Below are 13315 nucleotides of genomic sequence, written 5' to 3' on the forward strand. Positions count from 1 at the left end.
ATTCGTGCCCCAACAAAAAATGCGCCCCTGAGGGCGCATTTTTTTGTTCTATCGCCTGTCAGGCAATCACATCCCAGGCCCGATCACCGTGCTCGTCCTTGATGCGAGTCGGCAAGCCCATCACGTCCAGCGCTTTCAGGAACGGCTCGGCTGGCAGTTCCTCGACGTTGGCCATGTGTTTCACATCCCACTCACCACGCGCTACCAGCAGCGCGGCGGCGACCGGTGGCACGCCGGCGGTGTAGGAGATGCCCTGGCTGTCGGTCTCGGCGAAGGCTTCCTCGTGGTCGGCCACGTTGTAGATGAACATCTCGCGCGGCTGGCCATCCTTGGTGCCTTTGACCAGGTCACCGATGCAGGTCTTGCCGGTGTAGCCGGGGGCGAGCGAAGACGGGTCGGGCAGGACGGCCTTGACCACTTTCAACGGCACCACTTCCAGGCCTTCGGCGGTGGTGACCGGTTTCTCGGAGAGCAGGCCGAGGTTTTTCAGCACGGTGAACACATTGATGTAGTGTTCGCCGAAGCTCATCCAGAAGCGCACGTTGGGCACGTCGAGGTTTTTCGACAGCGAGTGCACTTCATCGTGGCCGGTGAGGTAGAGGTTCTGCGAGCCGACGACCGGCAGGTCGTCGGTGCGTTTGACTTCGAACATGGTGTTGCTGGTCCACTGGCTGTTCTGCCAGCTCCACACCTGTCCGGTGAACTCGCGGAAGTTGATTTCCGGGTCGAAATTGGTGGCGAAGTATTTGCCATGGGAGCCGGCATTGACGTCGAGGATGTCGATCGAATCAATGCGGTCGAAATGCTGTTGCTGCGCCAGCGCGGCGTACGCGTTGACGACACCCGGGTCGAAGCCCACGCCCAGGATGGCGGTGATGTTCTTCTGTTTGCATTCTTCCAGGTGGTTCCATTCGTAGTTGCCGTACCACGGCGGGGTCTCGCAGACCTTGCCCGGCTCTTCGTGAATGGCGGTATCGAGGTACGCAACGCCCGTATCGATGCAGGCACGCAGTACCGACATGTTGAGGAACGCGGAACCCACGTTGATGACGATCTGCGACTCGGTCTCGCGGATCAGGGCCTTGGTCGCTTCCACGTCCAGGGCGTTCAGCGCGAAGGCCTGGATGTCGGCGGGAACCTTGAGGCTACCCTTGGCCTTGACGCTGTCGATGATGGCCTGGCATTTGGAGATGTTGCGCGACGCGATAGCAATACGACCGAGTTCGTCGTTGTGCTGCGCGCACTTGTGGGCCACCACCTTGGCGACACCTCCTGCACCAATGATAAGAACGTTCTTTTTCAATTGCTTTATCTCTCCTTTATCCGCCAGCTTACGAAAGGCTGGACAGGTAGTCGTCGTAACCAAATTCACGAACCACTTCGACTGTACCGTCGAGTTGTTTCACTACGATGGACGGCATTTTCAGGCCGTTGAACCAGTTTTTCTTGACCATGGTGTAGCCCGCGGTGTCGATGAACGACAGCCGATCGCCGATGGCCAGCGGACGATCAAATTGATACTCGCCGAAAATGTCCCCGGCCAGGCAGGATTTGCCGCACACCATGACGGTGTGTTCGCCTTCGCTTGGCGCCAGCTTGGCGTTGAGGCGATAGATCAGCAGGTCCAGCAAGTGGGCTTCGATGGAGCTGTCGACCACGGCCAGGTTCTTGCCGTTGTAGAGCGTGTCGAGCACGGTGACTTCCAGCGACGCGCTGTTGGTGATCGCCGCTTCCCCCGGTTCCAGGTACACCTGCACGCCGTACTTTTCGGAGAATGCTTTCAAGCGCGCGCAAAACGCGTCCAGCGCATAGCCTTCACCGGTGAAATGGATGCCGCCGCCGAGGCTGACCCACTGGACCTTGTGCAGCAGCGCGCCGAAGCGTTCTTCGATGGTGCCGAGCATTTTGTCGAACAGACTGAAATCGCCGTTCTCGCAGTTGTTGTGGAACATGAAACCGGAGATCTGCTCGATCACGCCTTCGATCTTCACCGGGTCCCATTCGCCCAGGCGGCTGAACGGACGCGCCGGGTCGGCCAGCAGGTAATCGGAACTGCTCACTTGCGGGTTGACCCGCAGGCCGCGGGTCTTGCCCTCGGAGCGCTCGGCAAAGCGCTGCAGCTGGCTGATGGAGTTGAAGATGATCTTGTCGCAGTTGTCCAGCATCTCTTCGATTTCATCATCGGCCCAGGCCACGCTGTAGGCGTGCGCCTCACCTTCGAACTTCTGGCGGCCGAGCTTCAACTCATACAGCGACGACGAGGTGGTGCCGTCCATGTATTGCTGCATCAGGTCGAACACCGACCAGGTGGCAAAGCACTTGAGTGCCAGCAGAGCCTTGGCGCCGGACTGCTCGCGCACGTAGGCAATCTTCTGCATGTTGACCAGAAGCTTCTGTTTATCGATGAGGTAGTACGGCGTTTTGATCATTTTTGAGAGCCTGCGGCGGTGCCTGCCAAAAAAGGACACGCATTGTGCCCGCACTTGGAACAGATCGAAAGGTTAGTGGGCGGAATTTGCTGCGCCGGGTTTCGAGCATACGCCCTGAGTATGACCGTCCATGGTTATACACCGACCTGATGTGGGAGGGGCGGTGCGACGATTCGACTTGCCCCCGATGGCGGCCTCAGGATTGGCCAGTATTTTGGATCAGACCGAGTACATATCCATTATTTAGGTAACGGCCACTTAGGGTTCCGCCCTGACGGCGGCTCACTTTTGAAAAGCGCAAAAGTAAGCAAAACGCTCTTGCCCCACCACTCGGCACCTCGCCTGGGCTCGGTGTGCCCGAACGCAGGCTTGAATCCGTGGGCCGCCGCAATGGGCCATCCATGGCCCAGTGCGGCTAACCCGGCGTCCTGCCGGGTTACCCACGGATTCAAGCCTGCGTTCGGCCAGCGTGGTTTAACGGGGCGCCTGAGATCAAAAGCAGATCAAGATCAAAAGCGACTCGCTTCGCATCGTGGTTACGGGTGGGCGCGGCTGCATTGTGTAGGAGCGAGCTTGCTCGCGAAAAACGTCAACGATAACGCGTGCTTCCTGAATCAACGCGGCGCCTGTGAGTTTTTCGCGAGCAAGCTCGCTCCTACAGACGGCGGTGTACGCAAGCCCGCGTATCCACGATGCGAAGCGAGCCGCTCTTGCTTTTGATCTTAGGCCCCGTCAAACCACGCTGGCCGCAATTCGATATTGATGTGGGGGGTAAACCGGCAGGACGCCGGTTTAGCCGCCCCGCGCCATGGATGGCGCGTGGCGGCGGCCCCCCACATCAATGTCGGATTGTGGGCACACCGAGCCTGGGCGAGGTGCCGAGTGGTGGGGCAAGAGCCCTTTGGTTACTTTGGGGCTTTTCCAAAGTGACCCGCCGTCAGGGCGGAACCCTAAGCAGCCGTGACCGCAGCAACGGATATGTACTCAATCCAATCCCCCATCCCGGCCGGCCCAGAGGCCGCCATCGGGGGCTAGCCCCCTCCCACATTGAGCGCGATGTGCAGTCGGGGCACTGACATCAAACCGTCATCTTTCCACCACCTTCCTGCCACATTCCCTCGCTAATGTCCTCGCCAATGAGATCGATCTCAAGCGAGTCCCAATGACTGACCTGAAAGACGTAGCACGCCTGGCTGGCGTGTCCCGCGCCACCGCCGCACGCACTTTTGCTTCCCCGGACCAGGTGCGCCCGGTGACCCGTGAGCAGGTGTTCGCCGCCGCCCGTGAGTTGGGTTTCCGGCCGAACCTGCTGGGCCGCCAGTTGCGCCTGCAGACCACCCAACTGATCGGCGTCGTGGTGCCCAACCTACTCAACCCGGTGTTCGCCGAGCAGTTCCAGGCCATGGAGCGCGCCGCGCGGTCTCGGGGCTACAGCCTGGTGTTGGCCACCACCGATTACAGCAGCGAGCGCGAAAGCACGGTGGTGGAAGAACTGTTGCGCCAGCGCGTCGACGGTCTGGTGCTGACGGTCACCGATGCCGAAAGCAATGCCGTGCTCAGCAGCCTGAACACCGAAAAGACACCCTTCGTGCTGGCCTACCATCAGCCGAGCAACCCCAACTACAGCGCCGTGTCGGTCGACAACCGCGCGGGCATGGCCCTGGCCACGCGTTATCTGCTGGACGCCGGGCACCGCCGGATCAGCATGGTCGCCGGCCCCGCGTTGCAGTCCGACCGTGCCCGTCTGCGGCATGCGGGGTATTGCGAGGCGATGGAAGCGTACGGTCTCAAGAGCCGCCCGGTGATCGAAATGCCGGCCCACACCCAGGCCGAGTTCACGGCGATCGCGCCGTTTCTCAAGAGCCCCGACGCGCCCACGGCGTTGGTGTGTTCCAACGACTTCCTGGCGATCAGCCTGATTGCCGAATTGCGCCGCAACGCCTGGAACGTGCCCGGGCAACTGTCTGTGATGGGCTTCGATGGCATCAGCCTCGGCACCCAGATGCACCCGACCCTGTGCAGCGTGGTGCAGCCCATTGCGCTGCTGGCCAGCACCGTGATTGACCAACTGCTGGCGCAAATCGCCGGCAACGCCCCGACGTCCCATTGCCTGCCTTGCCATATTCGGCCAGGCGAAAGTACCCAGCCCCATGAGGAGACCCTTGATGCGCGCACTCAGTAAAACCCTGGCAGCCCTGCTGCTGTGCGGTGCGGCCAGCCTGGCCCAGGCCGCCGACACTGCGATTTGCTACAACTGCCCGCCGGACTGGGCCGACTGGGGCACCCAGCTCAAGGCCATCGCCGCCAGCACCGGCGTGCAGGTGCCGCTGGACAACAAAAACTCCGGCCAGTCCCTGGCGCAGTTGGTGGCGGAAAAAGCCGCGCCGGTGGCCGACGTCGTTTACTACGGCGTGACCTTCGGCCTGCAGGCGCAAAAAGCCGAGGTGGTCGACACCTACAAACCCAAGGCCTGGGACCAGATTCCCGCCGGCCTGAAAGACCCCGCCGGCCATTGGTTCGCGATCCATTCCGGGACCCTGGGCATCATGGTCAACGTCGACGCACTCGGCGGTCTGCCGGTGCCGCAAAGCTGGGCCGACCTGCTCAAGCCTGAGTACAAAGGCATGGTCGGTTACCTCGATCCGTCCAGCGCCTTTGTCGGCTACGTGTCGGCGGTGGCGATCAACCGCGCCATGGGCGGTGACCTGGACAACTTCGCCCCGGCCATCGACTACTTTCGCAAACTGGCAAAAAACAGCCCCATCGTGCCCAAGCAGACCGCCTACGCACGGGTACTGTCCGGCGAGTTGCCGATCCTGGTCGACTACGACTTCAACGCCTACCGCGCCCGCTACAAAGACCAGGCCAATGTCGCCTTCGTGATTCCGCAGGAAGGCAGCATCAGCGTGCCCTACGTCATGAGTCTGGTCGCCAACGCGCCACACCGTGCGAACGCGGAAAAAGTCCTCGACTTCGTGCTCTCGGACGAGGGCCAGGCACTGTGGGCCAAGGCCTACCTGCGCCCGGTGCGGCCGATGAAAATGCCGGCGGACGTCGCCGCACAGTTCCTCCCGGACAGCGACTATGCCCGCGCCGGTGTCGTGGACTACGAAAAAATGGCCGCTGTGCAGGAAGCCTTCGCCGCCCGTTACCTGAACGAGGTCAAGTAAGTGGCGACATCGGCAAAACACGCCGCCTGGGCGCTGGCCCCGGCCTTCGCAGTGCTGCTCGCGTTCTGGCTGTTGCCGCTGGCGCACCTGATGGTGCTCGGCGCCGAAAGCCGCGATGGCAGCGGCAGCGGCTACTGGCAGGTGCTCAGCAGTGCGCAGTATTTGGGCAGCCTGGGGCAAACCCTGATGCTGGCAGGGGTGGTGACGCTGGTCGCGCTGGTGATCGGCGGTATCAGCGGTGTCTTCCTCGCCCGGCAACAGTTCTTCGGGCGCTCGGCGCTGGTGGCATTGCTCACGTTCCCGCTGGCGTTTCCCGGGGTGGTGGTGGGGTTCCTGGTGATCCTGCTGGCGGGGCGCCAGGGACTGTTTGCCGCCCTGGGCCTGCAACTGGCCGGTGAGCGCTGGATCTTTGCCTACTCGTTGGCGGGGCTGTTCGTGGGCTACCTGTACTTCTCGATTCCCCGGGTAATTCTGACGGTGATGGCTGCCTGCGAAAGCCTCGACCGCAGCTTGGAGGAGGCCGCGCATTCACTGGGGGCAGGGCACTGGCGCGTGGTCTGCGATGTGATCGTGCCGGGCCTGGCGCCGGCGCTGGCGTCGTGCGGTGCGATCTGTTTTGCCACGTCCATGGGCGCGTTCGGCACGGCGTTCACCCTGGGCACACGGCTTAACGTCACGCCCGTGGCGATCTATAACGTGTTCACCAATTACGCCAACTTTGCCGTCGCCGCTGCGCTGTCGGTGGTGCTTGGCGCGGTGACCTGGGCCGTGCTGCTGCTCACGCGGCGCCTGGTGAAAAATTCGGGGACTGTGCTGTGAAGCGCTCATCGCTGTTTGTGCTGCAACTGTTCTTTACCCTGCTGGTGTGCGCCTTCATGTTGGTGCCGGTGCTGCTGTCGCTGCTGGCGGGGCTGACACGCAACTTCTTTGTCGGCGTTTCCAGCGGTTTGACCTTCGACTGGTTGATCCAGGTGTGGCAAGCCTATTCGCCCACCGTGTGGCTCTCGCTGCAACTGGCCCTGGCCTGCGCGGTGTGCGTCTGCGTGATCGGCGTGCCGGCGGCCTATGCCCTGGTGCGCATGAACAACCGTTTCAGTCGCGCCTTCGAAGAACTGATGGTGCTGCCGGTAGCGATGCCAGGGTTGGCCAGCGCGTTGGCGCTGCTGCTGACGTACGGCCAGTTCGGCAGCTTTCGCAGCAGTTGGCTATTCATCCTCGTCGGCCATGTGCTGTTCACCTTGCCGTTCCTGGTGCGTCCGGTGATGGCGGTGATGCAGCGCCAGCAACTGCCGGTATTGGAAGAAGCTGCCGCCAGCCTCGGTGCAGGTCCGATCAAGCGCTTTTTCAGCGTGGTGGTGCCCAATTGCCGGGCGGGGATCCTGGCCGGCGTACTGATGGTGGTCACCCTGAGCCTGGGTGAATTCAACCTGACCTGGATGCTCCACACGCCGTTGACCAAGACCCTGCCGGTGGGCCTCGCCGACAGCTACGCCTCGGCGCGCCTGGAAATCGCCAGTGCCTACACCCTTATCTTCTTGCTGATGATCGTGCCGCTGTTGATTGCGCTGCAGGCCATCAGTGCCCGTTTGTCCCGTGGAGAGCGTCGATGACCGCTATTACTATTGGCCTGCAAGGCTGTCGCAAGGCGTTCGCCGGCGGCACCGTGGCCGTGCATGACCTGGACCTGACCGTCGAAGGCGGCGAAACCCTGGCGATCCTCGGCCCGTCCGGCTGCGGCAAAACCACCACGTTGCGCTTGATCGCCGGCCTGGAACGCCCGGACGTGGGCCAGGTGTTTTTCGGTGATCGGGACGTGACTCGCCTGCCCATTGAGCGCCGCGATGTGGGCATGGTGTTCCAGAATTACGCGCTGTTTCCCAACCTGGATGTGGCCGGCAACATTGTCTACGGCTTGAAGATTCGAGGGATGGCGCCGCGAGAGCGCAACAAGCGCTGCGAAGAACTGCTTGAGTTGGTGGGGTTGCAGCAGCACGGCAAGCGCAGCATCCATGAACTCTCCGGCGGCCAACGCCAGCGCGTCGCCCTGGCCCGCGCCCTGGCGCCACGCCCGAAAGTGTTGCTGCTGGACGAACCCCTGGCGGCCCTCGACGCACAACTGCGCGAGCGCCTGCGCGGTGAGCTGAGCGAACTGCTGCGCGGCCTTGGCATTACCTCGGTGTTCGTCACCCACGACCAGGGCGAAGCCATGGCCCTGGGCGACCGTATCCTGGTGATGGAGCACGGACGCATCGCACAACTGGCCAGCCCACGGGACATTTACCAGAAACCGGCCAATGCCTTTGTCGCAGGCTTTGTCGGCAACCTCAACGCCTTCGCCGTGAGCGGGTCGTCGCCCAAGGGCTTGAAAGTCTGCGGCGGCGAACTGCCGTGGCATGGCACCGACCAGCCCGACACGCTGTACTGCCGCCCCGAACATCTGCGGGTGATGGAGAGCGAAGGGCACCTGCACGGGCGTCTGCTGGCGCAGTTCTTCCAGGGCGCGCAGAGCCGTTTGCTGGTGGACGTGGGCGGCCCGCAACCGTTGCTGGTCGACAGCAGCGACAACCAGCTGTACGCCGTCGGCGCGCCGATTGCCCTGGCGATTGCGCCGCACATGTTGTTCACCCTGAATGCGTGAGAATCCACTGTGAATCATCCGTTTCTCGTTGCACAGATCAGCGACCTGCACCTCAAGGCCGGCCAGCGCCTCACCTATGGCGTGGTTGATACCCTGGGCGCGCTGCGCCGCGCCGTCGATCACCTGAACGCCAGCCAACCACGGCCTGACATCGTGGTGATCAGCGGCGACCTCGTGGACTTTGGCCGCGCCGATGAATACGCCGTGCTGCACCCTGAACTCGCGCGCCTGCACATGCCGTGCTACCTGGTGCCCGGCAATCACGACGCGCGCGGGCCGTTGCTCGATGCGTTTGGCGATCATGCCTACTTGCCGTTATCGGCAGAGGGCCCGCTGGACTGGGTGGTAGACACGCATCCGCTGCGTCTGATCGGCCTCGACTCCACCATTCCCGGCAGCCATGGCGGCCAGTTGCTGGACAGCCAATTGCACTGGCTCGATGAGCAACTGGCGCTGCGCCCGCAGGCGCCGACCTTGCTGATCCTGCATCACCCGCCGTTTATCAGCGGCATCGGCCATATGGACCGCGAACCCTTCATCAACGCCGCCGCCCTGGAGCGCGTGGTGGCACGCCACCCGCAGGTGGAGCGCCTGTTGTGCGGGCATCTGCACCGGCCGATGCAGCGCCGTTTCGGTGCCAGCCTCAGTTGTGTATGCCCCGGCACGTCCCACCAGATCGTGCTGGATTTGCAGGACGCGGCGCCCGCGCATTTCAACCTGGAGCCGGCGGGCTATCTGTTGCATCGCTGGGATGCGCAACAGGGTTTGATCAGCCACAACGGCGTGTTCGGGGATTACCCGGGGCCGTATCCGTTCTATGACGCGCATGGGTTGATTGACTGAGGTTTTGATTCAGCTGATGTAACAGCTCGGGTACGGCGCCGGACCTGTGGCGAGGGAGCTTGCTCCCGTGAGGGCCGGACAGCCGACGCGTTTCTACCTGACGCTCCGAGGTCCAAATGTGGGAGGGGCGGTGCGACGATTCGACTTGCCCCCGATGGCGGCCTCAGGGCCAGCCAGTATCTTGGATCAGACCGAGTACATATCCGTTTCTGCGGTAACGGCTGCTAATGGTTCCGCTTTTACAGCGGCTCACTTTTGAAAAGCGCAAAAGTAAGCAAAACGCTCTTGCCCCACCACTCGGCACCTCGCCTAGGCTCGGTGTGCCAGCGTGGTTTAACGGGGCGCTTAAGATCAAAAGCAGATCAAAAGCAAAAGCGCGGCGGCCTTAGAACCGACCGGTATATTGTGTCGACCCCGGTCCAAATGTGGGAGGGGGCTTGCCCCCGATGGCGGCCTCCGAGCCGACCAGGATGTTGGATCAGATCGAGTACATATCCGTTTTCTGCAGTCACGGCTGCTATGGGTTCTGCTTTTACCGGCGTTACGGGTGGGCGCTGCGTTGCCGTCTGTATGAATGAATTTTGTATTCATCTAAAGAAAAATGAGTTTGTCTCATTATCGCCATCTCCCGACAATGACCGCCATAGATACCGGCATTGGAGATAAAAAGTCATGGCAGTCGCTCATTCCCTCGGATTTCCGCGCATTGGACGCGATCGTGAACTGAAAAAAGCGCAGGAAGCGTTCTGGAAGGGCGAGCTTGATGAGGCCGGCCTGCGCGCCGTGGGGCGTGACTTGCGCAAGGCCCATTGGGACCTGCAGAAACAGGCCGGCATCGAGTTGTTGCCCGCCGGTGATTTCGCCTGGTACGACCAGGTGCTGACCCACTCGCTGATGTTTGGCGTGATCCCGGAGCGTTTCCGGCCGGCCGATGGCCAGGCCACGTTGCAGACGTTGTTCGGCATGGCCCGTGGCGTCAGCGATGCGTGCTGCGCCGGCGCTCACGCCCTGGAGATGACCAAGTGGTTCGATACCAACTATCACTACCTGGTGCCGGAGTTCAGCGTCGATCAGCAATTCCACCTCGGATGGGACCAGTTGTTCGAAGAAGTCCAGGAAGCCCGCGACCTCGGGCACGCCGTCAAGCCGGTGGTGATTGGCCCGCTGACGTACCTGTGGCTAGGCAAGGCCAAGGGCGGCGACTTTGACAAGCTTGATCTGCTCGACCGCCTGCTGCCGCTGTACGGCCAGATCTTCCAGCGCCTGGCGGAGCTGGGTGTCGAGTGGGTGCAGATCGACGAGCCGATCCTGGTGCTGGATTTGCCGCAGGAGTGGAAGAACGCCTTTGAGCGTGCCTACAACCTGATCCAGCGTGATCCGTTGAAGAAACTGGTGGCCACCTACTTTGGCGGGCTGGAAGAAAACCTCGGCCTGGCCGCCAATCTGCCGGTCGACGGCCTGCACATCGACCTGGTACGGGCGCCGGAGCAATACCCGACGATTCTTGATCGCCTGCCGGCTTATAAGGTGCTGTCCCTGGGTGTGGTCAATGGCCGTAACGTGTGGCGCTGCGACCTGGAAAAAGCCCTGGCGACGTTGCAACACGCCCAGGACAAACTTGGTGAGCGCTTGTGGGTCGCGCCGTCCTGTTCACTGCTGCACAGCCCGGTGGATCTGGCGCGTGAAGACCAGTTGGACGTCGAGTTGAAGAGCTGGCTGGCCTTCGCTTTGCAAAAGTGCGCGGAAGTCGCGGTACTGACCCAGGCCCTCGACCGGCCCGAGGCACCGCAGGTGCTGGCCGCGCTGGCTGAGAGTCGTGCGGTACAGGCTGCGCGTGCCGCTTCGCCGCGTATTCACAAACCCGCGGTGCAAGCGCGCGTTGCCGCGATCAGCGCCAGGGACAGCCAGCGCCAATCGCCGTTTGCCCAGCGTATCGAGAAGCAGCGGGCCGGCCTCGACCTGCCGCTGTTTCCCACCACTACCATCGGTTCGTTCCCGCAAACTGCGTCGATCCGCCTGGCGCGCCAGTCGTACAAGGCCGGCAAGTTGAGCGAAGCCGAATACGTCGAAGCAATGCACAGCGAGATCAGGCACGCGGTCGAGGTCCAGGAAAACCTCGGCCTGGATGTGCTGGTGCACGGTGAAGCCGAACGTAACGACATGGTCGAATACTTCGCCGAGCAATTGGACGGCTACGCGTTCAGCCGTTTCGGCTGGGTACAGAGCTACGGTTCGCGCTGTGTGAAACCGGCGCTGATCTACGGCGACCTGAGCCGTCCGAAAGCGATGACGGTGGAGTGGATTCGCTATGCCCAGGGCCTCACGCGCAAGGTGCTCAAGGGCATGTTGACGGGCCCGGTGACCATGCTGATGTGGTCGTTCCCACGGGAAGACGTGAGTCGTGAAGTGCAGGCGCGGCAGCTGGCCCTGGCGCTGCGTGACGAGGTGGTGGACCTGGAAGCCGCCGGTATCAGGATCGTGCAGATCGACGAGGCCGCGTTCCGCGAAGGCTTGCCGTTGCGTCAGGCGCAATGGCCGCACTACCTGGACTGGGCCACCGAAGTGTTCCGCCTGTGCGCCTGCGGCGTGCGTGACGAGACCCAGATTCACACCCACATGTGCTACAGCGAATTCAACGATGTGATCGAGTCCATCGCGGCGATGGATGCCGACGTCATCACCATTGAAACCTCGCGCTCGGACATGGCGTTGCTCGATGCGTTCGAAGCCTTTGCCTACCCCAACGACATCGGCCCTGGCGTCTACGACATCCACTCGCCACGGGTGCCGGAGGTGGCGCAGATGGTTGACTTGCTGCGCAAGGCGGCCAAGCGGATTCCGGCCGAGCGATTGTGGGTGAACCCCGATTGCGGCCTGAAAACCCGCGGCTGGCCGGAGACGGAAGCGGCGTTGATCCACATGGTGACGGCGGCGCGCCAACTGCGTGCGGAACTGGGCTGAGGACGAAGATTGCGCGGTAGACGTTTGCGTTGTACGGCATACTGCGCCAATGACTTTCGACTCGCCGCTCGCCGCTTATCAACACGCTATCGCCCAGCAAGGCTTCGTGCCCGACGACGCTCAACGCCGGGCGGTGCAGGCCTTGCAAGCCTGTCACCAGGCGTTGCACCAGGGCGGTTCGCCGATTACCGGCGTTTACCTGTGGGGGCCGGTGGGGCGCGGCAAGACCTGGCTGATGGACCAGTTCCATCAAAGCCTGCGCGTGCCCGCGCGCCGCCAGCATTTTCATCACTTCATGGGCTGGGTGCACCAGCGCTCGTTCCAGCTCACCGGGACCCGGGACCCGCTGCAGGCAGTGGCGCGGGAATTGAGCCGGGACGTGCGCGTACTATGCTTCGACGAGTTGTTCGTCAATGACATCGGTGACGCAATCATTCTCGGCCGTCTGTTTCAGGTGATGTTCGAGGAGGGCGTGGTGATGGTCTGCACCTCCAACCAACCCCCTGAGCAGCTGTACGCCGAAGGTTTCAACCGTGAGCGGTTCTTGCCGGGTATCGCGGCAATCAATCGGCACATGCAGGTGCTGGCCGTGGACGGCGGCGAGGATCATCGTCTGCATCCCGGCGTGGGTCTGCAGCGCTACTGGGTCAATCGGCCCGATGCACTGGCCACGCTGTTCCGGCAGATGAGCGACGGGCAAACCCTCAGCGACGAGAAGGAAGTGAACGTGGGGCATCGCACGATAGCGGCGGTGCAGGCCAGTGACGCGGTGCTGTGGTGCCGCTATGCCGAGCTCTGCGAACAACCTCTGGCGGCGATGGATTTCATGCTGCTGTGCGATCGCTTCAAGGCCATCCTGCTGGGAGAGGTGCCCAACCTCAGCGCACAGCAGCGCCCTGGTCGTATTGCCCGGGGTACCGAAGACGGCGCCGAGCGCGTGGCTGCGGGGGATCGCCAATTGCCGGAGTTGTCCAGGCACGATGACAGCGTGCGGCGCTTTATCGCGTTGGTGGATGAATGTTACGACCGCAAAGTGCCGTTGTTCATCGAGGCCCAGGTGCCGCTGGAACAGCTTTATACCGAAGGCTACCTGGCGTTTCCTTTTCGTCGCACCATGAGCCGCTTGCGCGAAATGCAGCTGCAGCGTTTCGGCGCCTGAGCGCCCCGGCTTCACCGCGTTTGAGGCATTGGATGCGCGCAATCTACGCGCTTTCTGTCAGACATTTGTCGTTAATCTCCTTCATCTAATACCGACTCCATGCTTACAATCGTCC

General features: G+C 62.4%; 10 protein-coding genes. 8 read left to right on the forward strand and 2 right to left on the reverse strand.

Features of this window, described 5'->3' with window-relative positions:
• Positions 1–58: 58 nt before the first annotated feature.
• Positions 59–1303 (reverse strand): saccharopine dehydrogenase family protein, encoded by a 1245-nt coding sequence (locus tag BOP93_RS11320; protein ID WP_104502671.1) that lies wholly within the window; start codon positions 1301–1303, stop codon positions 59–61.
• 28 nt (positions 1304–1331) lie between these two features.
• Complete coding sequence (locus tag BOP93_RS11325; RefSeq protein ID WP_065887408.1) at positions 1332–2429, reverse strand: carboxynorspermidine decarboxylase; 1098 nt, start codon at positions 2427–2429, stop codon at positions 1332–1334.
• Between the two features lie 1162 nt (positions 2430–3591).
• On the opposite strand from BOP93_RS11325, the gene BOP93_RS11335 reads away from it, so the two are divergent.
• From BOP93_RS11335 to zapE, 8 genes are all read left to right on the forward strand, one after another.
• Positions 3592–4611 (forward strand): LacI family DNA-binding transcriptional regulator, encoded by a 1020-nt coding sequence (locus BOP93_RS11335; RefSeq protein ID WP_065887407.1) that lies wholly within the window; start codon positions 3592–3594, stop codon positions 4609–4611.
• Positions 4595–5599, forward strand: coding sequence for an ABC transporter substrate-binding protein (locus BOP93_RS11340; RefSeq protein WP_065897757.1), 1005 nt, complete (start codon positions 4595–4597; stop codon positions 5597–5599). Before BOP93_RS11335 ends, BOP93_RS11340 begins: the two co-directional genes overlap by 17 nt.
• A complete protein-coding gene (locus BOP93_RS11345) occupies positions 5600–6418 on the forward strand; it encodes an ABC transporter permease (RefSeq protein ID WP_065893041.1) in 819 nt (272 codons plus the stop codon).
• Positions 6415–7209 carry an ABC transporter permease gene (locus BOP93_RS11350; protein WP_104502672.1) on the forward strand — a complete coding sequence of 265 codons (795 nt, stop codon included), beginning with the start codon at positions 6415–6417 and terminating at the stop codon, positions 7207–7209. The genes BOP93_RS11345 and BOP93_RS11350 overlap by 4 nt, the downstream gene beginning before the upstream one ends.
• Positions 7206–8237, forward strand: coding sequence for an ABC transporter ATP-binding protein (locus BOP93_RS11355; RefSeq protein WP_104502673.1), 1032 nt, complete (start codon positions 7206–7208; stop codon positions 8235–8237). Before BOP93_RS11350 ends, BOP93_RS11355 begins: the two co-directional genes overlap by 4 nt.
• Before the next feature lie 9 nt (positions 8238–8246).
• Positions 8247–9080 (forward strand): phosphodiesterase, encoded by an 834-nt coding sequence (locus tag BOP93_RS11360; RefSeq protein ID WP_104502674.1) that lies wholly within the window; start codon positions 8247–8249, stop codon positions 9078–9080.
• A 672-nt stretch (positions 9081–9752) separates the two neighbouring features.
• On the forward strand, positions 9753–12041 hold the full coding sequence (gene metE / locus BOP93_RS11365) for a 5-methyltetrahydropteroyltriglutamate--homocysteine S-methyltransferase (protein ID WP_104502675.1): 2289 nt from the start codon (positions 9753–9755) through the stop codon (positions 12039–12041).
• Positions 12042–12090: 49 nt separating this feature from the next.
• Entirely contained in the window at positions 12091–13200 is a 1110-nt protein-coding gene (gene zapE / locus BOP93_RS11370; protein ID WP_104502676.1) for a cell division protein ZapE, read from the forward strand.
• Positions 13201–13315 lie beyond the last annotated feature (115 nt).

The organism is Pseudomonas orientalis (genome assembly GCF_002934065.1).
Lineage (GTDB): Bacteria > Pseudomonadota > Gammaproteobacteria > Pseudomonadales > Pseudomonadaceae > Aquipseudomonas > Aquipseudomonas orientalis_A.